General features: G+C 68.3%; 24 protein-coding genes. 16 read left to right on the top strand and 8 right to left on the bottom strand.

Annotation, left to right across the window (positions count from 1 at the left end):
- The first annotated feature begins 30 nt into the window (after window positions 1-30).
- From ilvC to CKCBHOJB_RS12555, 3 genes are all read left to right on the top strand, one after another.
- A complete protein-coding gene (gene ilvC, locus CKCBHOJB_RS12545; RefSeq protein ID WP_281049008.1) occupies window positions 31-1,047 on the top strand; it encodes a ketol-acid reductoisomerase in 1,017 nt (338 codons plus the stop codon).
- Window positions 1,048-1,232: 185 nt separating this feature from the next.
- A complete protein-coding gene (pssA, locus tag CKCBHOJB_RS12550) occupies window positions 1,233-2,045 on the top strand; it encodes a CDP-diacylglycerol--serine O-phosphatidyltransferase (RefSeq protein ID WP_281051684.1) in 813 nt (270 codons plus the stop codon).
- Entirely contained in the window at window positions 2,042-3,577 is a 1,536-nt protein-coding gene (locus CKCBHOJB_RS12555; RefSeq protein ID WP_281049009.1) for a 2-isopropylmalate synthase, read from the top strand. Before pssA ends, CKCBHOJB_RS12555 begins: the two co-directional genes overlap by 4 nt.
- Window positions 3,578-3,670: 93 nt before the next feature.
- Here CKCBHOJB_RS12555 and CKCBHOJB_RS12560 read toward each other — a convergent pair whose 3' ends face one another.
- From CKCBHOJB_RS12560 to glcC, 3 genes are all read right to left on the bottom strand, one after another.
- Window positions 3,671-4,033: a DUF2069 domain-containing protein gene (locus tag CKCBHOJB_RS12560; protein WP_281049010.1), complete on the bottom strand. Its 363-nt coding sequence runs from the start codon at window positions 4,031-4,033 to the stop codon at window positions 3,671-3,673.
- On the bottom strand, window positions 4,030-4,629 hold the full coding sequence (wrbA, locus tag CKCBHOJB_RS12565) for an NAD(P)H:quinone oxidoreductase (RefSeq protein WP_281049011.1): 600 nt from the start codon (window positions 4,627-4,629) through the stop codon (window positions 4,030-4,032). Before wrbA ends, CKCBHOJB_RS12560 begins: the two co-directional genes overlap by 4 nt.
- Before the next feature lie 95 nt (window positions 4,630-4,724).
- Window positions 4,725-5,513: a transcriptional regulator GlcC gene (gene glcC / locus CKCBHOJB_RS12570; protein ID WP_281049012.1), complete on the bottom strand. Its 789-nt coding sequence runs from the start codon at window positions 5,511-5,513 to the stop codon at window positions 4,725-4,727.
- Window positions 5,514-5,759: 246 nt separating this feature from the next.
- On the opposite strand from glcC, the gene glcD reads away from it, so the two are divergent.
- From glcD to rplS, 10 genes are all read left to right on the top strand, one after another.
- Complete coding sequence (gene glcD, locus CKCBHOJB_RS12575) at window positions 5,760-7,259, top strand: glycolate oxidase subunit GlcD (RefSeq protein WP_281049013.1); 1,500 nt, start codon at window positions 5,760-5,762, stop codon at window positions 7,257-7,259.
- A complete protein-coding gene (gene glcE / locus CKCBHOJB_RS12580) occupies window positions 7,259-8,338 on the top strand; it encodes a glycolate oxidase subunit GlcE (RefSeq protein WP_281049014.1) in 1,080 nt (359 codons plus the stop codon). The genes glcD and glcE overlap by 1 nt, the downstream gene beginning before the upstream one ends.
- A gap of 42 nt (window positions 8,339-8,380) precedes the next feature.
- Window positions 8,381-9,598, top strand: coding sequence for a glycolate oxidase subunit GlcF (gene glcF, locus CKCBHOJB_RS12585; protein WP_281049015.1), 1,218 nt, complete (start codon window positions 8,381-8,383; stop codon window positions 9,596-9,598).
- Window positions 9,599-9,681: 83 nt separating this feature from the next.
- Complete coding sequence (locus CKCBHOJB_RS12590; protein WP_281049016.1) at window positions 9,682-10,086, top strand: heme-binding protein; 405 nt, start codon at window positions 9,682-9,684, stop codon at window positions 10,084-10,086.
- Window positions 10,087-10,152: 66 nt separating this feature from the next.
- Window positions 10,153-12,336 (top strand): malate synthase G, encoded by a 2,184-nt coding sequence (locus CKCBHOJB_RS12595; protein ID WP_281049017.1) that lies wholly within the window; start codon window positions 10,153-10,155, stop codon window positions 12,334-12,336.
- 151 nt (window positions 12,337-12,487) lie between these two features.
- Complete coding sequence (locus CKCBHOJB_RS12600) at window positions 12,488-14,188, top strand: L-lactate permease (RefSeq protein ID WP_281049018.1); 1,701 nt, start codon at window positions 12,488-12,490, stop codon at window positions 14,186-14,188.
- 135 nt (window positions 14,189-14,323) lie between these two features.
- Window positions 14,324-14,575, top strand: coding sequence for a 30S ribosomal protein S16 (gene rpsP, locus CKCBHOJB_RS12605; RefSeq protein WP_002923624.1), 252 nt, complete (start codon window positions 14,324-14,326; stop codon window positions 14,573-14,575).
- A 28-nt stretch (window positions 14,576-14,603) separates the two neighbouring features.
- Entirely contained in the window at window positions 14,604-15,122 is a 519-nt protein-coding gene (gene rimM / locus CKCBHOJB_RS12610) for a ribosome maturation factor RimM (RefSeq protein WP_281049019.1), read from the top strand.
- Window positions 15,123-15,169: 47 nt separating this feature from the next.
- Window positions 15,170-15,991, top strand: a complete 822-nt coding sequence (trmD, locus tag CKCBHOJB_RS12615) for a tRNA (guanosine(37)-N1)-methyltransferase TrmD (protein WP_281051685.1) — start codon at window positions 15,170-15,172, stop codon at window positions 15,989-15,991.
- A 98-nt stretch (window positions 15,992-16,089) separates the two neighbouring features.
- Complete coding sequence (rplS, locus tag CKCBHOJB_RS12620; RefSeq protein ID WP_281049020.1) at window positions 16,090-16,497, top strand: 50S ribosomal protein L19; 408 nt, start codon at window positions 16,090-16,092, stop codon at window positions 16,495-16,497.
- Window positions 16,498-16,580: 83 nt separating this feature from the next.
- Here the strand turns inward: rplS and lptG are convergent, their stop codons facing one another.
- Together lptG and lptF are read right to left on the bottom strand one after the other, a co-directional pair.
- Window positions 16,581-17,657 (bottom strand): LPS export ABC transporter permease LptG, encoded by a 1,077-nt coding sequence (gene lptG, locus CKCBHOJB_RS12625; RefSeq protein ID WP_281049021.1) that lies wholly within the window; start codon window positions 17,655-17,657, stop codon window positions 16,581-16,583.
- Window positions 17,654-18,736 carry an LPS export ABC transporter permease LptF gene (gene lptF, locus CKCBHOJB_RS12630; protein WP_281049022.1) on the bottom strand — a complete coding sequence of 361 codons (1,083 nt, stop codon included), beginning with the start codon at window positions 18,734-18,736 and terminating at the stop codon, window positions 17,654-17,656. The genes lptG and lptF overlap by 4 nt, the downstream gene beginning before the upstream one ends.
- A 139-nt stretch (window positions 18,737-18,875) precedes the next feature.
- Between lptF and CKCBHOJB_RS12635 the strand changes: the two genes are divergently transcribed.
- From CKCBHOJB_RS12635 to CKCBHOJB_RS12645, 3 genes are read left to right on the top strand one after another with little or no spacing between them, the layout of a single operon-like run.
- A complete protein-coding gene (locus CKCBHOJB_RS12635) occupies window positions 18,876-20,381 on the top strand; it encodes a leucyl aminopeptidase (protein ID WP_281049023.1) in 1,506 nt (501 codons plus the stop codon).
- Between the two features lie 32 nt (window positions 20,382-20,413).
- On the top strand, window positions 20,414-20,854 hold the full coding sequence (locus CKCBHOJB_RS12640; RefSeq protein WP_281049024.1) for a DNA polymerase III subunit chi: 441 nt from the start codon (window positions 20,414-20,416) through the stop codon (window positions 20,852-20,854).
- Entirely contained in the window at window positions 20,851-21,495 is a 645-nt protein-coding gene (locus CKCBHOJB_RS12645; RefSeq protein ID WP_281049025.1) for a hypothetical protein, read from the top strand. The genes CKCBHOJB_RS12640 and CKCBHOJB_RS12645 overlap by 4 nt, the downstream gene beginning before the upstream one ends.
- An 11-nt stretch (window positions 21,496-21,506) precedes the next feature.
- Here CKCBHOJB_RS12645 and CKCBHOJB_RS12650 read toward each other — a convergent pair whose 3' ends face one another.
- From CKCBHOJB_RS12650 to dctP, 3 genes are all read right to left on the bottom strand, one after another.
- Window positions 21,507-23,039 carry a TRAP transporter large permease subunit gene (locus CKCBHOJB_RS12650; RefSeq protein ID WP_281049026.1) on the bottom strand — a complete coding sequence of 511 codons (1,533 nt, stop codon included), beginning with the start codon at window positions 23,037-23,039 and terminating at the stop codon, window positions 21,507-21,509.
- A gap of 1 nt (window position 23,040) precedes the next feature.
- Window positions 23,041-23,682, bottom strand: a complete 642-nt coding sequence (locus CKCBHOJB_RS12655; protein ID WP_281049027.1) for a TRAP transporter small permease subunit — start codon at window positions 23,680-23,682, stop codon at window positions 23,041-23,043.
- A 74-nt stretch (window positions 23,683-23,756) separates the two neighbouring features.
- Complete coding sequence (gene dctP, locus CKCBHOJB_RS12660) at window positions 23,757-24,851, bottom strand: TRAP transporter substrate-binding protein DctP (protein ID WP_281049028.1); 1,095 nt, start codon at window positions 24,849-24,851, stop codon at window positions 23,757-23,759.
- Window positions 24,852-24,904: the final 53 nt, after the last annotated feature.

Genomic DNA, 24,904 nt, shown 5'->3' on the forward strand with positions numbered 1-24,904 from the left:
CCGCCCCACATCCCGAACCAAAGGAAAGACATGAAGGTTTACTACGACAAGGACGCCGACCTCTCGCTGATCAAGGGCAAGCAGGTCACCATCGTCGGCTACGGCTCCCAGGGCCACGCCCATGCGCAGAACCTGCGCGACTCCGGCGTGAACGTCACCGTCGCGCTGCGCAAGGGCGGCGCCTCCTGGGCCAAGGCCGAAGGCGCCGGCCTGACCGTCAAGGAAATCGCCGAGGCGGTCAAGACCGCCGACGTGGTCATGATCCTGCTGCCGGACGAGAACATCCCCGAGGTCTACAAGAACGACGTCGAGCCGAACATCAAGAAGGGCGCCGTGCTCGCCTTCGCCCACGGCTTCAACGTGCACTACAACCAGGTCGTGCCGCGCGAGGACCTCGACGTGGTCATGGTCGCGCCCAAGGGCCCCGGCCACACCGTGCGTTCCGAATACCTGCGTGGCGGCGGCGTGCCCTCGCTGATCGCGGTCTACCAGGACAAGTCGGGCAAGGCCCGCGACATCGCCCTGTCCTACGCTGCGGCCAACGGCGGCACCAAGGGCGGCGTGATCGAGACCAACTTCCGCGAAGAGACCGAGACCGACCTCTTCGGCGAGCAGGCCGTGCTGTGCGGCGGCGCCGTCGAGCTGGTCAAGATGGGCTTCGAGACCCTGACCGAAGCCGGCTACGCGCCCGAGATGGCCTACTTCGAGTGCCTGCACGAGCTCAAGCTGATCGTCGACCTGATGTACGAAGGCGGCATCGCGACGATGAACTACTCGATCTCGAACAACGCCGAGTACGGCGAGTACGTGACCGGCCCCGAGGTCATCAACGAGCAGTCGCGCGAAGCCATGCGCAACGCGCTCAAGCGCATCCAGACCGGCGAGTACGCCAAGATGTTCATCCTCGAGGGCCGCACCGGCTACCCGAGCATGACCGCCCGTCGCCGCCTGAACGCCGCCCACCCGATCGAGCAGGTCGGCGCCCAGCTGCGCGACATGATGCCCTGGATCAAGGCCAAGGCCCTGGTCGACAAGTCGAAGAACTGATCGACTTCGACTTCTGCCCGAAAGCCGGCCCCGCACCCGCGGCGCCGGCTTTTTTGCGTCCGCTGCGGGCCCGATCGGCATGCGGACGGGAATCCGCCGCGCGCCGCCTGCGCTAGAATGGGCACTCGGAAAACTTGGAGGCGATCCCCGACGTGCCCCACAACGAATACACCCCGCCGCCGCTGATGGACAAGCGTCGCCGCGGCATCTACATCCTGCCCAACCTGTTCACGACCGCGGCGCTGTTCGCCGGCTTCTACGCCATCGTGCAGGCGATGAACGACCGTTTCGAATACGCTGCGGTGGCGATCTTCGTCGCCATGGTGCTCGACGGCCTCGACGGCCGCATCGCCCGCCTGACCCACACCCAGAGCGAGTTCGGTGCCGAGTACGACTCGCTGTCCGACATGGTGTCCTTCGGTGCCGCGCCGGCGCTGGTCATGTACGAGTGGGCGCTGCAGGACCTCGGCAAGTTCGGCTGGATCGCCGCCTTCATCTACTGCGCCGGGGCGGCGCTGCGCCTGGCGCGCTTCAACACCAACATCGACGTGGTCGACAAGCGCTACTTCCAGGGCCTGCCCAGCCCGGCCGCCGCTGCGCTGGTGGCCGGCATGGTGTGGGTGGGCATCGACAACGGCTTCGCCGGCGACGAGCTGCGCTGGTACGCGGCCGTGCTGACGATCTTCGCCGGCGTGTCGATGGTCAGCAACGTGCTGTTCTGGAGCGGCAAGAGCATCAACCTCAGGAAGAGCGTGCCCTTCATCGTGCTGATCGCGCTGGTGCTGGCTTTCGCGCTGATCTCCAGCTACCCGCCGGGCATCCTGTTCGGCCTCTTCCTCGCCTATGCGGCATCGGGCTACGTGGTCGCCGCGCTGCGCTGGCGAAAGCGCAAGCTGCACCGCCAGGAGCAGCCCGCCGCACCCACCTGCTATGAAGGCAGCGAAAGCCCTGCCGCGCCCGTCGAGGGCGATTCCACCGACCCCGGGAGCAAGCCATGAAAGACAAGCTGATCATCTTCGACACCACGCTGCGCGACGGCGAGCAGAGCCCGGGCGCGTCGATGACGCGCGACGAGAAGCTGCGCATCGCCCGCCAGCTCGAGCGCATGCGGGTGGACGTGATCGAGGCCGGCTTCGCCGCCGCCTCCAACGGCGACTACGATGCGGTGCGCGCGATCGCCGAGGCGATCAAGGAATCCACCGTGTGCTCGCTGGCGCGCGCCAACGAGAAGGACATCCGCCGCTCGGGCGACGCCATCGCCCCCGCCGCCCGCGGCCGCATCCACACCTTCATCGCCACCAGCCCCATCCACATGGAGAAGAAGCTGCGCATGACGCCCGACCAGGTCGTCGAGCAGGCGGTCAAGGCGATCGGCTGGGCGCGCGAGTACACCGACGACGTCGAGTTCTCCGCCGAGGACGCCGGCCGCTCCGAGATCGACTTTCTGGTGCGCATCTTCGAGGCGGTGATCAAGGCCGGCGCGAAGACCATCAACGTGCCCGACACCGTCGGCTACAACGTGCCCGAGCAGTTCGCCGCCACCGTGCGCACGCTGATCGAGCGCGTGCCCAACTCCGACAAGGTGGTGTGGTCGGTGCACTGCCACAACGACCTCGGCCTCGCGGTCGCCAACTCGCTCGCCGCCGTGCGCGCCGGCGCCCGCCAGGTGGAATGCACCATCAACGGCCTCGGCGAACGCGCCGGCAACGCCTCGCTCGAGGAGATCGTGATGGCGGTGCGCACCCGCGCCGACATCTTCCCGGTCGAGACCGGCATCGACACCACCCAGATCGTGCCCGCCTCCAAGCTCGTGTCGCAGATCACCGGCTACCCGGTGCAGCCCAACAAGGCCATCGTCGGCGCCAACGCCTTCGCGCACGAATCCGGCATCCACCAGGACGGCGTACTCAAGCACCGCGAGACCTACGAGATCATGCGCGCCGAGGACGTGGGCTGGGGCGCCAACAAGCTGGTGCTGGGCAAGCTCTCCGGCCGCAACGCCTTCCGCGCCCGCCTGCAGGAACTGGGTATCGAGATCGAGAGCGAGGAGCACCTGAACCAGGCCTTCGCCCGCTTCAAGGAACTCGCCGACCGCAAGTCGGAGATCTTCGACGAGGACCTCACCGCGCTGATGCGCGACGAGGCCGTGACCCCGGCCCACGAGCAGTACCGCCTGGTGTCGACCCGCTTCCACTCCGAGACCGGCGAGACGCCGGTCGCCGAGGTCACGCTGTCGATCGGCGGCGCCGAGAAGCACGCGCGCGCCAACGGCTCGGGCCCGGTGGATGCCGCCTTCAAGGCCATCGAGTCGGTGGCGACGAGCGGCAGCGAACTGCTGCTGTATTCGGTGAACGCCATCACCACCGGCACCGACGCCCAGGGCGAGGTCACCGTGCGCCTGTCGCGCGACGGCCGCGTGATGGATGGCCAGGGCGCCGACACCGACATCATCGTCGCCTCGGCCAAGGCCTACCTCAACGCCCTCAACAAGCTCCACGCCGGCGCGGAGCGGCTCAACCCGCAGGTCTGAGAGGGGGGCGCTCAGCCCCCGCCCCCGCTCCCTCCTGTGGGAGCGGCGGCAGCCGCGAACCCGCGCGGGCCCGCGAGCCATTGTGCACCGCGCCTACAGGGAGTCTTTGTCCTGCGCGCGCGACGGCGCCGTCGCACGGGCATGCAGCATCGTGCTGGTGAAAAGGACCACCGCGAGCAAGACCTCGATCAGCGCGAACACGCCGGTGAGCCCGGGATCGCTCGCGCGCAGCACGCCCTCGGTGAAGTACAGCAGCGACAGCATCGACAGCCACTGCGAGGTGTAGCGCCGCCCGCGCAGCACGCCGAACACGGCCGGCAGCAGCGGCAGGGCCTTGAGGATCAGCCACGAGCCGCCCGGGCGTAACGGCGCGAGCCAGCCCTCCCACACCACGCACAGCGCGATCAGCGCCAGCAGCGCGACGCTGGAAATCCGCGACAACATCTGTACGCTCATCGCGCCCCCACCAGCTTCAGTGCGAGCTCGGCCAGGCGCCTGCCCTGCGCGCGGGCAAGCTCGATCTCGTCCTCGCTCAGCAGCGCGGCACCATCCGGCCCGGCGACATGGCTGGCGCCGTAGGGCGTGCCGCCGGAGCGCGTGCGCCCGAGCGCACCCTCGGTGAATGGCAGGCCGAGCACCACCATGCCGTGATGGAAGAGCGGAATCATCATGCTCAGCAGCGTGCTCTCCTGCCCGCCATGCTGGCTGGCCGAGGAGGTGAACACGCACGCCGGCTTGCCCTCGAGCACGCCATTGACCCAGGCCCCGGCGAGGCCATCGAGGAAATACTTCACCGGTGCCGCCATGTTGCCGAAGCGCGTCGGGCTGCCCAGGGCCACGCCGATGCACTGCTCGAGGTCCTGCAGCTCCACGTAGGGCGGGCCGTCGGCCGGGATCTCGTCCTCCACCGCCTCGCACACGGTGGACACCCGCGGCACCGTGCGCACGCGCGCGATCGCGCCCGGCACCTGGTGGATGCCCGCGGCGATCTGCTCGGCGAGCGCGCGCACCGACCCGCGGTGGCTGTAGTACAGGACGAGGATTTCGTGCATTGGGAGGAGATTCCGGTCGAGGGGCGCGAATTATACCCGCCATCTCCCGCGACCTCGCCCCAACCGCAGCACCACGCGAAGCGAGATCGCCTCGATCAGGTCCAGCCTTCCAGCCGCATCGTGGCGCGCACCAGGCGCTGCTCCTCCTGCTCGATCTCGGCGAAGCTCTCGCGCACGCTGTTGACATGCTCGGCGGCGATCACCGCGGCGCGCTCGGGCTGACGGTCGATCACCGCCTGGTACAGGCGGCCGTGCTGGCGATCGATGACGCCCTTGTGCGCGGGGCGATGGTAGAGGTTGTTCACCGAGGCGAAGACGCTGCTCAGCATCAGGTCGGAGAGGGACTGCAGCGTATGCACCAGCACCGGGTTGTGCGAAGCCTCGTTGATCGCGCGATGGAAGGCGTGATCCAGGTGCGCATGTTCTTCGGCCGAGGTCTGCTCTTCCCTGCCTTGGCGGGCGACCAGATCCTCGTAACGGCGCCGGATCATGACGAAATCCGCAGTCGTGCCGCGCAGGGCAGCCAGGCGCGCGGCCTCGCCCTCGAGCAGCGCGCGCACCTCGAGCAGGTCGTAGAGCGTGCGCGGTTGCGAGCTGAACAGATGCATCAGCGGACTCACGTCGCGTTCGGCCGACAGGCGGGCGACGAAGGAGCCCTGGCCGTGACGGGTCTCGATGACCCCCAGGCCGCGCAAGACCCGCAGCCCCTCGCGCAGGGCCGAACGCGAACAGCCGAGCTTCTCGCACAGCCTGCGCTCGGACGGCAGCGCCTGGCCCACCTTCAGCACGCCATCCGTGATCAGGCGCTCGATGCGCTCGGCGACGACGTCGGCCACCTGGCGACGCTGGACAACGGGTTCGGTAGTCGAAACCGGCGTTTTCATACTGGTAGGACCAGAGGGATGGAATGAGTCGGATTGTATTACAGCATCACCCTATCTAACTGATTATTCTGGCAACCTTTCTTGATTAGGGTTAGACCTGATCCAAAAATACTGGTACGACCACTAGCAAACCCCCTAGTCGTCCGCCCTCGTCGCTTCTAGCATTCCGGTCCTGAGCCTGCACATGGCCGCATCAATTCCGCTCATGGCAGTACCCACATCCCAGCCCGAAGCCAGCGAAACGCGATGAACATCCTCTACGACGAACGCATCGACGGCGCCCTGACCCGCGTCGATCGCGCGGATTTCAATGCCGAGATGCGGGCGGCCATCCCCGACCTCACCATCCTGTACCGCGAGGAAGACCTCAAGCCCTACGAGTGCGACGGCCTGTCGGCCTACCGCACGACGCCGCTGCTGGTCGTGCTGCCCGAGCGCATCGAGCAGGTGCAGGCGGTGCTGCGCCTGTGCCACCAGCGCAAGGTGCCGGTGGTCGCACGCGGCGCGGGCACCGGCCTGTCGGGCGGCGCGCTGCCGCTGGAGCAGGGGGTGCTGCTGGTCATGGCGCGGTTCAACCGCATCCTCGAGATCAATCCCCGCGGCCGCTACGCGCGCGTGCAGCCGGGCGTGCGCAACCTCGCCATCTCGCAGGCCGCCGCGCCCCACGAGCTCTACTACGCGCCCGATCCGTCCTCGCAGATCGCGTGCTCGATCGGCGGCAACGTCGCCGAGAACGCCGGCGGCGTGCATTGCCTGAAGTACGGGCTGACCGTGCACAACCTGCTCGAGGTCGAGATCCTGACCATCGAGGGCGAGCGCATGACGCTCGGCGCCGACGCGCTCGATGCGCCCGGTTTCGACCTGCTGGCGCTGTTTACCGGCTCCGAGGGCATGCTCGGCGTCGTCACCGAGGTCACCGTGAAGCTGCTGCCCAAGCCGCGCGTCGCGCGCGTGCTGATGGCGAGCTTCGACTCGGTGGACGAGGCCGGGCGCGCGGTGGGCGACATCATCGCCGCCGGCATCGTGCCGGGCGGGCTCGAGATGATGGACAAGCTCGCCATCCTGGCCGCGGAGGACTTCATCCATGCCGGCTACCCGGTCGAGGCCGAGGCCATCCTGCTGTGCGAGCTCGACGGCGTGGAATCCGACGTCGCCGAGGACATCGAGCGCGTGCGCGCGGTGCTCGACCGCGCCGGCGCCACCGCGGTGAGCCTGGCGCGCGACGAGGCCGAGCGCATCAGGTTCTGGGCCGGACGCAAGAACGCCTTCCCCGCCGTCGGCCGCATGTCGCCCGACTACTACTGCATGGACGGCACCATCCCGCGCCGCCACCTGCCGACGGTGCTCAAGGGCACGGCCGAGCTCTCCGCGCGCTACGGCCTGCGCGTGGCCAACGTCTTCCACGCCGGCGACGGCAACATGCACCCGCTGATCCTGTTCGATGCCAACCAGCCCGGCGAGCTCGAGCGCGCCGAGGAGCTCGGCGGCAAGATCCTCGAGCTGTGCGTCGCCGTCGGCGGCACGATCACCGGCGAGCACGGCGTCGGCCGCGAGAAGATCAACCAGATGTGCGTGCAGTTCAACGCCGACGAGATCACCTTCTTCCACGCGGTGAAGGCGGCCTTCGACGCGCACGGCCTGCTCAACCCCGGCAAGAACATCCCCACCCTGCACCGCTGCGCCGAGTTCGGCGCCATGCACGTCCACCACGGCAAGCTGCCCTTCCCCGAACTGGAGCGTTTCTGATGCACGCGAACGCGGCCGACACCCGCCCCGGCACCGACCTCGGCGCCGAACTGCTCGCCCGCGTGCAACACGCGCTTGCCGAGCGCACGCCGCTGCACATCCACGGCGGCGGCACGAAGGCCTTCTACGGCCGCCCGGTCGAGGGCGCACCGCTCGACACCCGCGGCCACCGCGGCATCGTCAGCTACGACCCCACCGAGCTGGTGATCACCGCCCGCGCCGGCACGCCGCTCGCCGAACTCGAGGCCGCGCTCGACGCCGCCGACCAGATGCTGGCCTGCGAGCCGCCGCACTTCGGCCCCGGCGCCACCGTCGGCGGCATGGTCGCGGCCGGCCTGTCCGGGCCGCGCCGGCCCTGGGTGGGCTCGGTGCGCGACTTCGTGCTCGGCTGCCGCGTCATCACCGGTGCGGGCAAGCATCTGCACTTCGGCGGCGAGGTCATGAAGAACGTCGCCGGCTACGACGTCTCGCGACTGATGGCGGGCAGCCTCGGCTGCCTCGGCCTGATCACCGAAGTTTCGTTCAAGGTCCTGCCCAAGCCGCGCAACAGCCTCAGCCTGCGCCTGGAGATGGACGCCGAGCGGGCGCTCGAACGCTTCGCCGAATGGGGGCAGCAACCGCTGCCGATCACCGCCGCCTGCCACGACGGCGACGCGCTGATGCTGCGCCTCGAAGGCGGCGAAGGCTCGGTCGCCGCGGCGCGCCAGCACCTCGGCGGCGAGGAGATCCCGCCCGCCTTCTGGCAGGCGCTGCGCGAGCACCAGCTCGCCTTCTTTCGCGACCGCCGCCCGCTGTGGCGGGTCTCGGTGGCCAACGACAGCCGCCCGGCCCTGCCGGCGGGCAAGCAGCTCATCGACTGGGGCGGCGCCCAGCGCTGGCTCAAGACCGATGCCGATGCGGATGCCATCCGTGCGGCCGCCCAGGCCGCTGGCGGCCACGCCAGCTGCTTCACGCCCGGTGCCGTCGACAGCCCGCTCCAGCCGCTGCCCGAGGTGCTGATGCGCTATCACCGCCAGCTCAAGGCCCAGCTCGATCCGCAGGGCATCTTCAACCCCGGGCGCATGTACGCCGGACTCTGAGCCGCAGGCTCGCCGCCTCCACCCGAACGGACTGACCGACTCATGCAAACCAACCTGAGCGAAAAGGCCCGCGCCCTGCCCGGCGCCGACGTGGCCGAAAGCGTGCTACGCACCTGTGTGCACTGCGGCTTCTGCAACGCCACCTGCCCGACCTACCAGCTGCTCGGCGACGAGCTCGACGGTCCGCGCGGGCGCATCTACCTGATGAAGCAGATGCTCGAAGGCGGCGAGGTCAGCGCCAGCACCCGCCTGCACCTCGACCGCTGCCTGACCTGCCGCAACTGCGAGACCACCTGCCCCTCGGGCGTGCAGTACCACAAGCTGCTCGACATCGGCCGCGCCGCGATCGAGGCCTGGGCGCCGCGCCCGTTCGCCGAAGTCGCGCAGCGCACGGTGCTGCGCACCATCGTGCCGCGCCCGACACTGTTCAAGACCCTGGTCCAGGCCGGCGAAGCGGTACGTCCGCTGCTGCCGGAAGGGCTCGCCGCCAAGCTGCCGCGCCGCGTCAAGCACGCCGCGCCGCGCCCCGCACCGCGTCATGCGCGCACGGTGCTGATGCTGGAAGGCTGCGTGCAGCCCGGGCTTTCGCCCAACACCAACGCCGCGACCGCCCGCGTGCTGGATCGCCTCGGCATCGGCGTGGTGCCGGCGGCGGAGGCCGGCTGCTGCGGCGCGGTGGATTTCCACCTCAACGCGCAGGACACCGGCCTCGATCGCGCCCGCCGCAACATCGACGCCTGGTGGCCGGCGATCGAGGCCGGCGCCGAGGCGATCGTGCAGACCGCCAGTGGCTGCGGCGCCTTCGTCAAGGAATACGGCTTCATGCTGCGCGACGACCCGGCCTATGCCGCCAAGGCCGCCCGCGTCAGCGCCCTGGCCAGGGACCTGGTCGAGGTGCTGGGCAAGGAGCCGCTGGAGGAACTGGGCGTGCGTGCCGACAAGCGCCTCGCCTTCCACTGTCCGTGCACGCTGCAGCACGCCCAGAAGCTCGGCGGCGCGGTCGAGGGCGTGCTCGGCCGGCTCGGCTTCGCGCTCACCGCCGTGCCCGACAGCCACCTGTGCTGCGGCTCGGCCGGCACCTATTCGCTGACCCAGCCCGAACTGTCGCGCCGGCTGCGCGACAACAAGCTCGATGCGCTCGAGAGCGGCAAACCCGACCTCATCGTCACCGCCAACATCGGCTGCCAGACCCACCTCGACGGCGCCGGACGCACTCCGGTCCGCCACTGGATCGAGATCGTGGACGAGGCGCTGGGCTGAAGCCAGTCATCGACATTCGCTGAAACCCCTTTCCGCGCGCGCCCTCGTGGCGATCGTGGCAACGCAAGACCAGGAGAACCCACATGAAGACCAAGTCCGTACTCTGCCAGCAAGACGTCACCCGCATCCTCGCCGCCGCCCGCGCCGTCGCACAGGCCAAGGGCTGGGCGGTCACCATCGCCGTCGTCGATGACGGCGGCCACCCGCTCGCCCTCGAGCGCCTCGACGACTGCGCGCCGGTCGGCGCCTACATCGCGGTCGAGAAGGCGCGCACCGCCGCCCTCGGCCGGCGCGAATCGAAGCAGTACGAGGACATGATCAACGGCGGCCGCACCGCCTTCCTGTCCGCGCCGGTGCTCGCCGGCACGCTGACCGGCGGCATCCCGCTGGTCGTCGACGGCCAGGTCGTGGGCGCGGTCGGCGTCTCCGGCGTCAAGCCCGACGAGGATGCGCTGGTCGCGCAGACCGGCGTCGATGCGCTGATCTGAGCTGCAGGCCTTACCCCGGGCACGTCCCACGCCCCTCCCCTCCCTGAATCACGAGCGATGCAACACATGAGCCAACGAGAAAAATGCCACCGCCTCGACGTGGCGGCCAACCTGAAGCGTTTCATCGAAGAAGAAGCCCTGCCGGGCAGCGGCGTGGACGCTGCTGCGTTCTGGTCGGGCTTCGATGCCCTGGTCCATGATCTCGCCCCGAAGAACGCCGCGCTGCTGGCCGAGCGCGATCGCATCCAGGCCGAGCTCGACGCCTGGCACCGCGCCCACCCCGGTCCGGTCGCCGACATGGCCGCCTACAAGGCCTTCCTCGCCGCGATCGGCTACCTGCTGCCGGTGCCCGCGGACGCCAAGGCCACCACCACCGACGTCGACGACGAACTGGCGGTGCAGGCCGGCCCGCAGCTGGTGGTGCCGGTGATGAACGCGCGCTATGCGCTCAACGCCGCCAACGCGCGCTGGGGTTCGCTCTACGACGCGCTCTACGGCACCGACGCCATCGCCCAGAAGGACGGCGCCGAGCTCACCAAGGGCTACAACCCGGTGCGCGGCGCGCGCGTCATCGCCTTCGGCCGCCAGGTGCTCGACCAGGCCGCGCCGCTGGCCGGCGCCTCGCACGCGGACGCGGTCGCCTACGCGGTCGCCGCCGGCAAGCTGGTGGTCACCCTCAAGAGCGGTGCCACCGCCGGCCTGCAGCAGGCCGAGAAGTTCGTCGGCTTCCAGGGCGAGGCCGCCGCGCCCTCGGCGGTGCTGCTCAAGAACAACGGCCTGCACATCGAGGTGCAGATCGACCGCAACGGTGCGATCGGCAAGACCGACGCCGCCGGCGTGAACGACCTGCTGATGGAAGCGGCGCTGTCCACGATCATGGACTGCGAGGACTCGATCGCCGCGGTCGATGCCGACGACAAGGTCGTGGTGTACCGCAACTGGCTGGGCCTGATGGACGGCTCGCTGGAGGACAGCTTCGAGAAGGGCGGCCGGATGATGACCCGCCGCCTGAATCCCGACCGCGCCTACACCGGCGCCGACGGCCAGCCGCTGACCCTGCACGGGCGTTCGCTGCTGTTCGTGCGCAACGTCGGCCACCTGATGACCAACCCCGCCATCCTGTGGGGCGAGGGCCGGGAGATCCCCGAGGGCATCATGGACGCGGTGGTGACCACGCTGGTCGCCAAGCGCGACCTCGCGCGCCGCGGCAACTCGCGCAAGGGCTCGATCTACATCGTCAAGCCCAAGATGCACGGCCCGGCCGAGGTGGCCTTCGCCGACGAGCTCTTCACCCGCGTCGAAGCGCTGCTCGGCCTGCCCGCGCACACCGTCAAGCTCGGCATCATGGACGAGGAGCGCCGCACCAGCGTGAACCTGCGCGCCTGCATCGCCGCCGCGCCGGCGCGCGTGGCCTTCATCAACACCGGCTTCCTCGACCGCACCGGCGACGAGATGCACACCGCGATGGAGGCCGGCCCGATGATGCGCAAGGGCGACATCAAGAACAGCAAGTGGATTGCCGCCTACGAGCGCCGCAACGTGCTGATCGGCCTGGCCGCCGGCCTGCGCGGCCGCGCCCAGATCGGCAAGGGCATGTGGGCGATGCCCGACCTGATGGCGGCGATGCTCGAGCAGAAGATCGTGCACCCGAAGGCCGGCGCCAACACCGCCTGGGTGCCGTCGCCGACCGCGGCCACGCTGCACGCGCTGCACTACCACCAGGTCAATGTGGCCGCGGTGCAGCAGGAGATCGAGAAGCTCGACCTCAACGCCGCATCCGAGGCGCTGCTCGACGATCTGCTGACCATCCCGGTGGTGGCCAAGGCCGACTGGAGCGCGACCGAGCGCCAGCAGGAACTCGACAACAACTGCCAGGGCATCCTCGGCTACGTGGTGCGCTGGGTCGAGCAGGGCGTGGGCTGCTCGAAGGTGCCCGACATCAACGACATCGGCCTGATGGAAGACCGCGCGACGCTGCGCATCTCGAGCCAGCACATCGCCAACTGGCTGCGCCACGGCGTGGTCACCGCCGAGCAGGTCGAGGCGACGCTGCAGCGCATGGCCGCGGTGGTCGACGGGCAGAACGCGGGCGATGCGCTGTACCGCCCGATGGCGCCCGACTTCGACGACTCGGTGGCGTACCAGGCCGCGCGCGCGCTGATCTTCGAGGGCTGCGCACAGCCCAGCGGCTACACCGAGCCCCTGCTGCACCGCTATCGCCAGCAGTTCAAGGCGAAGGTCGGCGGCTGATCGATCCGAAAACCGCTTCCCTCCCTGCGCCCGTGCGGGCCGAGGACATTCCTCCAACCGTACGGGCGTTTTTTTGACCAGCCGGCCTGCGACGCAGGCCGCCCACTTCCCCACCCGCTTCGACCAAAACGAAACCAGGAGACTTTCCACAATGAATCAAACCGCGCTCTCACTGCTGGCATTCCTGCCACTGGTGCTCGCCGGCGTGCTGCTGATCGGCTTCCGCTGGCCGGCACGGCTCGCCATGCCCGTGGTCTATGTGATCACCGCCCTCATCGGCCTCTACGCCTGGGGCATGACCTTCAACCGCGTGCTCGCCTCCACGTTGCAGGGCCTGATCCTGACCGTGTCGATCCTGTGGATCATCTTCGGCGCGATCCTGCTGCTCAACACCCTCAAGCACTCGGGCGGCATCGCCGCCATCCGCCGCGGCTTCTCCAACATCAGCCCCGACCGCCGCGTGCAGGCGCTGATCGTGGCCTGGCTGTTCGGCTGCTTCATCGAGGGCGCATCGGGCTTCGGCACGCCGGCCGCGGTGGCCGCGCCGCTGCTGGTCGCGCTCGGCTTCCCGGCGCTGGCCGCGGTCGTGCTGGGCATGATGGTGCAATCGACGCCGGTGTCCTTCGGCGCGGTCGGCACGCCGATCATCGTCGGTGTCGGCGCCGGCCTCGACCGCAGCGGCATCACCGCGCAGTTGGCGACGCTGGGCAGCGACTGGGACACTTTGTTCATGATGATCACGGGCCGCGTCGCCATCGTGCACGCGCTGGTCGGCATCCTGATGCCGCTGATCATGGTCATGGTCATGACCCGCTTCTTCGGCCGCAACAAGTCCTGGGCCGACGGCCTGGCGGTTGCGCCGTTCGCGATCTTCACCGCGTTCAGCTTCGGCATTCCCTACGTGCTCGCCGGCGTCTTCCTCGGCCCCGAGTTCCCGTCGATGATCGGCGCCCTGATCGGCCTCGCCATCGTCGTGCCCGCGGCCAAGAAGGGCTTCCTGCTGCCGAAGGAGACCTGGGACTTCGCGCCGGCCAGTGAATGGCCGGCCGAGTGGATGGGCAAGATCGAGATGAAGCTCGACCAGGTCGCGGGCAAGACGCCGATCTCCACGCCGATGGCCTGGGCGCCCTACCTGCTGCTCGCCGCCATTCTGGTCGCCACCCGCGTGATCCCGGAACTGAAGAGCTTCCTGCTGGGCATCAAGTTCGGCTGGGTGGACATCCTCGGCGAGAAGGGCGTGAGCGGCAACATCGAGCCGCTCTACCTGCCCGGCGGCATCCTCGTGGTCGTCGTCCTCATCACCTTCTTCCTGCACCGCATGCACGGCCGCGAGTTGGTCAAGGCGGTGGGCGAATCGAGCAGGACCCTGCTCGGTGCCGGCTTCGTGCTGATCTTCACCATCCCGATGGTCCGCATCCTGATCAACTCCGGCGTCAATGCCGCCGACCTGAGTTCGATGCCGATCGCGATGGCCCAGCTGGTGGCCGACAGCGTGGGCGGCGTGTATCCCTTCTTCGCCCCCTGGGTGGGCGCGCTCGGGGCCTACATCGCCGGCTCGAACACCGTGTCCAACCTCATGCTGTCGCAGTTCCAGTTCAACACCGCCGGCCTGCTCGGGGTGTCGGGCGTGATGATGGTTGCGCTGCAGTCGGTGGGCGCCGCCGCCGGCAACATGATCGCGATCCACAACGTGGTCGCCGCCTCGGCCACGGTCGGCCTGCTCGGCCGCGAAGGCACGACGCTGCGCAAGACCATCCTGCCGACGCTGTACTATCTGATCCTCGCCGGCAGCCTGGGCCTGATCGCGATGTACGTACTCGGGGTCACCGACCCGATCCACGCCGCGTCCTGAACAGCGGACGACGCATGAGTGGGCGCGAGGACGGAGCTCCTCCGCCTCGCGCAAAAACCGCCGGCAGTTCTTGCTCGCCGGCGGTCCTTACCTTATAATCCGCGGTTTTCCGCATTCACCGATCAGGAATATCAGATGGTCGTCATTCGCCTTGCCCGTGGTGGCGCCAAAAAGCGCCCGTTCTTCAACATGGTCGTTGCCGATTCGCGCAATCGCCGCGACGGCCGCTTCATCGAGCGCGTCGGCTACTACAACCCGATCGCCTCCGGCGCCGAAAAGGGCCTGGTGGTCAACACCGAGCGTCTGGCCTACTGGGAGCAGAACGGCGCCCAGCTGTCGCCGACCGTTGCCCGTCTGGTCAAGCAGGCCGCCAAGGCTGCTGCCTGATCGACACCGATCTGCGGCGGAACGACGCATGATCGTACTGGGGCGCATCGTCGCCCCTTTTGGCGTTCAGGGCTGGGTCAAGATTCACCCTTTCGGTGACGATCCGGCGTCGTGGCGCAAGATGTCGCACTGGTGGCTGTGCAGTGACGACAGCGCGCCGGACGCGCAGTGGAAGCAGTACGCGCTCAAGGCCTGCCGTCCCCACGGCAAGAGCCTGGTCGCCGCGCTGGCCGAGGTGCCCGACCGCAACGCAGCCGAAGCCATCGACGGCTTCTTCATCGCTGCGCCACGGGAGGCCCTGCCCCAGCCGGAGAGCGACGAATACTACTGGGCCGACCTGGTCGGCCTGGACGTGGTCAATGAAGCCGGCGAGGCGCTCGGCACGGTCAGCGGACTGCTGGCGACCGGTGCCCACGACGTGCTTCAGGTGCAGGACGGCGAAGGCAAGGAGGCGGTCGAACGACTGATTCCCTTCGTCGCCGCCTATGTGCTCGATGTGGATCTGCCCGCCCGCCGCATCCGGGTGAGCTGGCAGAAAGACTGGTGACGCAGGACTGTGGACGGCCGGTGAATCCGCCGGCAGGCGACAGCATCATGCAGGACGGGGCAAGCCCGGCGATCGGCGGAGGACTGCGTCGCTACGACGTGATCACCCTGTTCCCGGAGATGTTCTCGGCGCTGACCGGCAGTGGCATCACTCGGCGGGCGATCGATCGCGGGCTCTATGCGCTCGGTTTCCACAGCCCGCGCGACTTCACCAGCGATCCGCATCGCACGGTCGATGACCGTCCCTACGGCGGCGGTCCCGGCATGGTGATGCTGGCCGAGCCGCTGATGCAGTCGATCGCAGCCGCGCGGGCAGCACAACAAGCTGCGACCGGGCGCCCTGGTCGCGTGATCTACCTGTCGCCCCAGGGGCGCAGGCTGGACCAGGCGGTGGTGATGGAACTGGCGGCCGAACCGGGCCTGGTGCTGCTGTGCGGCCGCTACGAGGGCGTGGATCAGCGCCTGATCGACCGCGAGGTCGACGAGGAGCTCTCGCTCGGCGACTTCGTGCTGTCGGGCGGGGAACTGCCGGCGATGGTGCTGCTCGACGCGATCGTGCGCCAGTTGCCGGGCGCACTGAACACCGCCGGCTCGGCGCAGGAGGATTCCTTCGCCGACGGCCTGCTGGACTGCCCGCACTACACGCGGCCGGAAGTGTACGAGAACGAACGCGTGCCCGAGGTGCTGCTGTCGGGCAACCACGCGGCGATCCGCCGCTGGCGGCTCAAGCAGTCGCTGGGGCGCACCTGGCTGCGACGCCCGGACCTGCTGGCCGCGCGCCAGCTGAGCAAGACCGAATTGAAACTGCTTGAGGAATTCAGGCAGGAGCAAGCCGGGGCGGAAGACGCACTGCACACGCAGGGCGCCTGAAGGCCCTATTACAAACGGCAGGCATCAGGTTGCGACCTGCTCTGCTGCCAGGCCGATGCAAAGAGTCAGAGGCCGATAACATCGATGGAGTTAGTCCAATGAACCTGATTCAGCAACTCGAGCAGGAAGAAATCGCCCGCGTTTCGCAAGGCAAGACCATCCCCGAATTCGGTCCCGGCGACACCGTGATCGTCCAGGTGAAGGTCAAGGAAGGCAACCGCGAGCGTCTGCAGGCCTACGAAGGCGTGGTGATCGCCAAGCGCAACCGCGGCCTGAACTCCTCCTTCATCGTCCGCAAGATCTCTTCGGGCGAAGGCGTCGAGCGTACGTTCCAGACCTACTCGCCGCTGGTGGCCGGCGTCGAAGTGAAGCGCCGCGGTGACGTCCGCCGCGCCAAGCTCTACTACCTGCGCCAGCGTTCGGGCAAGTCGGCACGTATCAAGGAAAAGCTGGACTACAAGGCCGCCGCTGCCAAGCGCGCTGCCCAGCAGCAACAGCAGGGCTGATCGCCTCGGCGACTCGGCAAGGGAAACGGGCCTTCGGGCCCGTTTTCTCGTTGACCGGTTCGCTTGCGCACGGGGCGCCGCGCTCAGCGCCGCTCGACGTAGCGCAGCAGCCAGGCCGCGGCGGCAAGGAAGATCAGGCTGGGAGTCAGCGCGGCCATGATCGGCGGCCAGGCGTTGATCATGCCGAGGTTGGAGAACAGGCCGTTGAGCAGGTGGAAACCCACGCCCAGCATCACGCCCATGAAGATGCGCGCGCTCGCGCCGCCCATGCGGTCGTGGATGAAGCCGAAGGGCATGGCCAGCGCCATCATCACCAGCGCCGCGAACGGATAGACCAGCTTCTTCCACAGCGCGATCTCGAAGCGGTCGGCGTTCTGGTTGTTCTCGCGCAGGTGGTTGATGTAGGTCCACAGCTTGGCGAAAGGCATGTGCTCGGGCGCCACCATCAGCACGCCGAGCACCTCCGGCGTCAGGTCCGAGCGCCAGCGGATCTCCGGCAGGCGCTCCACCTGCGTGCGCTCGCCGAGGAAGCTGGTGCGCGACACGTCGAGCAGCTTCCACTCGCCGGCGCCGTCGAACTCGCCGCGCTTGGCCTCGCTGATCGACACCAGCGCGTAGTTCTCGTCGAAGGCATACACGCGCGCGTTGCGCATCGTGCGGTCCGGCATCAGCGTGCGCACGTTGATCACCAGCCGGCCGTCCTTGACCCACAGGCCGGAGCGCAGCTGCTGCGACACCGTGGCCTTGGTGGCAGTGAGCTTCCACTCCTCGGCCGCGGACTCGGCCGGCGGCGCGACGTATTCGCCGATCAGGAAGATCAGCGTCGCGAACACCGCCCCGATCAGACCGAGCGAGCGCATCAGCACCCAATTGGACATGCCCGAGGCCCGCATCACGGTGATCTCGGAGTTCTTCGCCAGCGTGGCGAGCGCGTACAGGGTACCGATCAGCACCGCGATCGGCATCAGCTCGTACACTCGCGCCGGCAGGGTCAGGGCGACATAGACGACCGCCTGGTACAGCGTGTAGCCGCCCTTGCCCACGTCCTCGAGCTCGTTGATGAAGTCGAAGAAGGCGAACAGGCCGAGGAAGGCCACCAGCACCAGTGCGGTGGCGGCGAAGATCTCGCGCGCGAGGTAACGCAGCAGCACCGCGCTCATGTGCGCCTCCGCCAGAACGGCGACACCGCCAGCCGCTTGTAGAACATCAGGCCGAGCACCCCGATCACCACCAGGTGCGGCAGCAGCAGCCCGGGCACGAAGCCGAGCTTGCCCTGGCCGACCCAGGACTGGAACACCGAGATCGCGTTGCTGTAGAGCAGATACACCAGCAGCGCGATGAGCATGTTGTTGGCGCGGCCGGCACGCGGATTGACGAAGGACAGCGGGATCGCCATCAGCGCCAGCAGCAGCGCCACCAGCGGCATGCCGAAGCGGCCGACCAGCTCACCCAGGCTACGCTTGTCCGCACTGGCAAGCAGCGCCTCGGTGGGCAGCGCGCGCACCCGCGCCTGCTGGGTGATCACCTGCTTCTGCTCGACCATCACCTCGTAGCGCTCGAACTCCATCACGCGGTATTCGGGCGTGCCGGGCTTGCCGTCATAGCGCCGGCCCTTGTCCAGCACCACGTAGCGGCGGCCCTCCTCGTCGCTGCGCAGGTAACCCTCGGCCGACACGATCACCACCAGCTCGCCGCTGCGCGTCTGCTCGCTGACGAAGACGTTGCGCACCCGCCCGTCCTCGCCCGCGCCGATCTCGACGAAGAACACCCGCTGCGCGCCGGAGGATTCGCGGAACACGCCGGGCGCCACTCGATGGGTGTCGTCGCGGCTGTCGAGGCGCTCGCGGTACTCGGCGCTCTTCAGCTGCGACCACGGCGACAGCCACAGCGAACCCGCGCCGATCACGATCACCAGCGGCACGGCGAACATCAGCACCGGCCTGATCCACGCCGTCAGCGGCACGCCCGAGGCGAACCACACCACCATCTCGGAGTCGCGATAGCTGCGCGACAGCGACACCAGGATGGCGATGAACAAGGTCAGGGTGAGCACCGTCGGCAACTGCGCAAGCGCACCGAAGCCGATCAGCGCCGCCACCGCATCGGCAGGCACGCGCCCGCCCGCCGCCTGGCCGAGCAGGCGGATGAGCACGGTGGAGATGAGAATCGCGAACAGCGCGACGAACACTGCGGCCGCCGTCTGCGCGAATTCCCTTTGCAGCGCACGCCGGAAGATCATCGGGCGAATCGTCGAGAATCAGGGAGGACACCCGCGCCCAGGGCCGCGGGATCGTTGGAAGGCGTCTTTGACGCTCGCGTTGCGGACGGGCCATAATCTTCGGCGGTCCGAACCAAGCATCGATACAAGGAAAAAGCGGATGGAATTTACCATAAAGACCGGCAGCCCGGCGAAGCTCAAGACCGGCCTGCTGGTGCTGGGCGCCTTCGCCGGCGGCAGGCTGCCGGCGCTGACTGCCGCGGCCGATGGCGCCGCCGAAGGCCGGATCGCCAGCCTGATCAAGCGCGGCGACCTCGAGGAGAAGGCCGGCGCCACGCTGCTGCTGCCCGAGCTCGTGGGCGTGCACGCGGAACGCGTGCTGCTGGTCAGTCTGGGCAAGGAGGACGACTTCGGCGACAAGGCCTACCGCGACGCGCTCGGCGCCGCCGCCAAGGCGCTCGCCGCCACCCCGGCCAAGGATGCGGTGATCGCGCTGGCCGATGTCGAGCTCGACAAGCGCGAGCTGCCCTGGCGCCTGCAGCAGGCCGCCCGCATCCTGGCCGACGGCGCCTACCGCTTCGATGCGCTGAAGTCCGACAAGGACAAGAAGGACAGGAAGCACCGCGGCGCGAAGAAGCTCACCCTGCTGGTGAGCAGCGAACTCGGCGCCGAGCTCGACACCGCGGTGCTGCAGGGCCACGCGATCGCCACCGGCATGGCGCTGGCCAAGGATCTCGGCAACCTCCCCGGCAACATCTGCACCCCGAGCCATCTCGCGGACACCGCTGAGGCACTCGGCAAGCAGTACAAGTTCGAGGTCGAGGTGCTGGAGCGCGCCGACATGGAGAAGCTCGGCATGGGCTCCTTGCTGTCGGTCGCGCGCGGCTCGCACCAGCCGCCCAAGTTCATCGTCATGCACTACAAGGGCGGCAAGGCCAAGGCCAGGCCCGTCGTGCTGGTCGGCAAGGGCATCACCTTCGACACCGGCGGCATCTCGCTCAAGCCCGCCGCCGAGATGGACGAGATGAAGTTCGACATGTGCGGCGCCGCGAGCGTGCTCGGCACCTTCAAGGCAGTGGCGCAGATGGGCCTGCCGATCAACCTCGTCGGCCTGATCCCCACCACCGAGAACATGCCCGGCGGCGGCGCCACCAAGCCGGGCGACGTCGTGACCTCGATGTCGGGCCAGACCATCGAGGTGCTCAACACCGACGCCGAGGGCCGGCTCATCCTGTGCGACGCCCTGACCTACGCCGAGCGCTTCAAGCCCGAGTGCGTGATCGACGTCGCCACCCTGACCGGCGCCTGCGTGGTCGCGCTCGGCAAGATCCCGAGCGGCCTGCTCGCCAACGATGACGAACTCGCCGCAGAGATCCTGAAGCGCGGCACCGAATCCGGCGACCGCGCCTGGCAGCTGCCGCTGTGGGACGAGTACCAGGAGCTGCTCAAGAGCAACTTCGCCGACATGGGCAACATCGGCGGCCGCTACGCCGGCACCATCACTGCGGCCTGCTTCCTGTCACGCTTCACCAAGGCCTACAAGTGGGCGCACCTCGACATCGCGGGCACCGCCTGGGTGTCGGGAGACGCCAAGGGTGCGACCGGACGGCCGGTGCCTCTGCTTTCGTCCTTCCTGATCGGGCGCGCGCTCGGCGGCGGCGCCTGAGCGCGGGGCGGGACGGGAAGACCGGAGGCCCGATGGCACCGCGCGTGCAGTTCTATCACAACACGCCCGACCGGCTCGCGCTCACCCGCGAGCTGGTCGCCAACGCGCATCAGCGCGGGCGCAGGATCGCCATCCGCTGTGCGGACACCGCGCAGCTCAAGCGCCTCGACCAGTCCTTGTGGACGGCCGAGCCACTCAGCTTCATCCCCCATGTCGCGATCGGCTCGGCGCTCGCCGCCGAGACGCCGGTCGTGCTCGCAGCGGCCGGCGACGATGCGCACTGGCCGCAGACCGACCTGCTCTTCAACCTCGCCGACGATCTGCCGGCCCGGCACGAAGCCTTCCGCATGCTGATCGAGATCGTCGGCCAGGACGACGCCGAGAAACACGCCGCGCGCCAGCGCTGGGCGACCTACCGGCAGTGCGGCTACGAGCTCAAGGCATTCGATGCCGAACGCAGGGTGGCGTTATGAAGGACTGGACCCCGCCTTCGCGGGACGAAGATCTCGAACGCGCCGACGACCTGCTCGACCAGGCCGACGCGCTACTCCACCGCCATCGCGCGCAGGCCGGCAACGAGGCCTCGTCGCCCGCGAGGGCGCAGGCCCCAGCGACCTTCGACGACGACCTGCCCCTCCTGACCGAGATCGTCGACGACTCCGAACTGCCGCCGACCTGGCCGGAGCGCAGACCTTTCGGCGCGTTCGCAGCCGAAGGCGGCGCGGCGCTCGCCCCTGTCGCGGAGCATCCCGCCAGGACCACGGCCGGCACTCCGCTGCCGGACGTATCCGCACCACCCATGCCCCCTGCCCCGCCGCCGCTCGCGGCGGAGGAAATGCAGGCGGATCAGGACATTGCCGCCGCCATCGACGACCCGAACGAACGCCTGGCGGACGTGGACGGCGAGGTCGCCCGCGAGCTGACCAACCTGATCGCGACCGCGCTCGGACAGATCATCGACCGCGAGCTCGACACCCTGCGCGAACGCCTGCACGCGGAAATGCTCGCCCACCTGCACGCCACCCTGCTTCCCGAACTTTCCGCACGCATCGGCACCGTCCTCGAGCAGGCGGCCGATCCGGGCAGAAACCCGGATCGGCCGCCGCACGGCTGAGCACCTCGACGCTACTTGCCGTACATCAGGCCAGGCAGCCAGGTCGCGATCGCGGGGAACACCACCACCAGCACCAGCGCGAGGGCCTGGATGCCCAGGAACACCAGCGACGACTGGAAGATCGTCGCCATGCTGATCGACGCCGGCGCCACGCCGCGGATGTAGAACAGCGCGTAGCCGAAGGGCGGGCTGAGGAAGCTCATCTGCATGTTCACCAGATAGAGCACGCCGAACCACACCAGTACCTGATCCGAACTCGGCCCGGGCAGGCCGAACAGGCCGTCGAAGGTGAGCTGCTTGATGATGGGCACGAAGATCGGCACCGCCAGCAGCAGGATGCCCACCCAGTCGAGGAACATGCCCAGGATCACCAGCAGCACCATCATCAGCATCAGAATGCCGTAGGGAGACAGGCCGGTGCCGAGCAGGGTGTCGGTGATGAAGGTCTGGCCGCCCTTGAGGATGTAGAGGCCGACGAAGATCGACGCGCCGAAGATGATCCACAGCACCATCGCCGTCGCCTTGACCGTCGACAGGCTGGCGCCGAACAGCCCCTCCAGCGTGAGCCGCCGATGCAGCACGGCCACGATCATCGCCCCGAACGAGCCCAGGCCGGCGGCTTCCACCGGCGTCGCGATGCCGGTGAACAGCAGGCCGAGCACGATGACGACGAGTGCGATCGGCGCGACCAGCCCGCGCAGCAGCTTGAGCTTGGCGGCCAGGTCGATGCGCTCGGCCACCGGGACCGCCGGGCCCACCGCGGGGTTCATGTAGGCGCGCAGCAGCACGTAGGCGATGTACAGGCCCGACAGCATCAGGCCGGGCATCACGCTGCCGGCGTAGAGCTCGCCCACCGACTGCTGCGCCACCACCGCATACAGGATGGCCAGGATGGAGGGCGGGATCAGCACGCCGAGCGCACCGCCGGCCATGATCGACCCGAGGGCGATCTGCTCGTCGTAGTGGCGCTTGAGCATGGCCGGCAGCGCGATGATGCCCATGGTGACGATCGCCGCACCCACCACCCCGACCATGGCGGCGAGAATGGTCGAGGCGACGATGGTGGCCACCGCCAGGCCGCCGCGCAACCCGCCCATCCACTGGTACACCGCGTCGAACATCTCCTCGATCAGGCCCGCACGCTCGAGCATGGTGGCCATGAAGATGAACAGCGGGATCGCCGCCAGGTCGGGGTTGGTCATCATCGGGAAGATGCGGCTCGGCACCATGTTGAGCATGGCCGAATCACCCACCAGATAGAGGAAGACCACGCCGAGGCCGCCGGCGACGAAGGCCAGCGGCAGGCCGGCCATCAGCAGCACGAACAGCGAGCCGAACATGATCCAGGTCAGCGGGCCCATCTCCACTGCACCCAGCACACCCTGCAGGCGGAACAGGAAATAATCCTCGCCCCAGGGATCGTAGAAGGCGATGTTGATCGCCTCCACCGCCATCACCAGGGCGAGCAGCAGGGCGGTCCCATACACGCCGTACCGATAGGCGGGGCTGCTGCCCCTCGCCTGTTGTGCAACCGTGCTCTGCATCTCAGTGGTGCTCCTGACAGGCCAGCTCGAAGCGGCGGATGTCCTTGATCAGTTGGGAAATGCCGGCCAGCAGGATCAGCACCGCCCCCAGCAGCAGGGTGGCCTTGACCGGCCAGTACTGCACCTGCCAGGTCTCCAGCGAGCGCTCGCCCATGTTGTAGCTGTCGCTGAAGAAGCGCCAGCCGGTGGAGATCATCACCAGCACGAAGGCGAAGAAGAACACCGAGGTGATCACGTCGACCGCGCTGCGGGCGCGCTTCGACAGCTTGGTGTAGATCACATCGACGCGAACGTGCGAGCCGTGCAGCAGGCCGTAGGCGCCGGCGATCACGTACTGCATGCCGAACAGCAGGTAGCTGCTCTCATGCACCCAGATCGTGGGCTGATTGAAGGCGTAGCGCATCACCACCTCGTAGGTGTACGCGAGCACCGCATTCACGCTCCACAGCGCCACGAACATGCCGGTGCGATCGCTCAGCCAGTCGACCGCGCGCTCGAAGGCGCTCGCATCCTCGGCGTGCTTCACCTGCGGCAGCATGCCCTTCGCACGCGCAGCCGCGATCAGCAGCAGCGGCATCACCGCCAGCCAGCCCCAGTAGGCCCAATGGGGCATGACGAAACCGAAACCCTTGAGTTCTTCCATCCTCTCCTGCTCCGCAAATCGGACGGGCCGGCCACGGCCGACCCGTCCCGCGCTTCACCGCGCCAGATCACCCGTCAGATGGAATGACCCTTGAGATCCTCGTCGGTGACGTAGCCGAGCAGATCGTTCTTCATGTATTCGAGCTGCAGCTTGAACACGCGCGCGGCGTCCGGGTCCTTCTTCGCCCAGTTGAACCAGATCGGGATCGCCGCCTTGCGGAACTTGGCGATGTCGTCCGGCCCCATGCGCGACACCTCGCAGCCCGCCTCGCGGAACTTGGTCATCGCCACCATGTTCGCCTTCTGGATCTCGACGAAGTGCTTCACCGAGTAGGTCCTGACCTGGTCCTCGACGAACTGCTGCATCTTCGGGCTCAGGCGACGCCAGGCACCCATGTTCACGGTGAGATCCATCACGTCCACCGGCTGGTATACGCTCATCGTGCCCGGCGGCCCGAACAGGATGTACTTGGTGACCTGGTGGAAGCCGAGGTCGTAGTTCACCGCCGGACCGACGTAGTCGGCGGCATCGATCGTGCCCTTCTCAAGCGCCGGGAAGATGTCCGATCCGGGCAGCGCCACGGTCGAGCAGCCGAAGGCCTGGAAGACCTCCGCCACCATGCCGCCCGGCAGACGGATCTTCTTGCCCTTGAGGTCGTCGACCGAGCGGATCGGCACCTTGGAGTGGATGATGTTGGCGTCGTGGTGGATGGGACCGACGAAGTACAGGCCCTGCTTGGCGTAGATCTCGCGCGCCATCTCGAGCATGCCCAGGCCGTAGTACATGGTGTCCCACTGCGCCGGCTGGTCCGGGCCCATGGGATAGGAGGAAAGGAAGACGGTGGCCGGGATCTTGCCCGCCCAGTACAGCGTGAACGGGTTCATGCCCTGCAGCACGCCGCTGCGCACCGCATCGAACAGCGAGTTGTTGTCCGCCGCCACCGCCTTTGCGGGGAAGGGCTGGACGGTCAGCTCGCCACCCGACTTCTCCTTGAAGCCGTTGCACCAGGCTTCGAAAAGGCGATAGCCGGTGGTGCCGGCGTCCCAGACCGACTGCACCTTCCAGGTGGTACCGGCCTGGGCCTGCGCGTTGCCGATGAAGGGCGCGCTCACCAGCGCCCCCGCGGCCGTGGTCCTGAGCATGTCGCGTCGCGTGAATGTCTTGCTCATCGTGTCTCCTTCCCTTCTTGTGATGAATGTCTTGCAGCCCTGACTTATTCCTG

This window comes from Thauera sp. GDN1, assembly GCF_029223545.1.
Taxonomy (GTDB): Bacteria; Pseudomonadota; Gammaproteobacteria; order Burkholderiales; family Rhodocyclaceae; genus Thauera.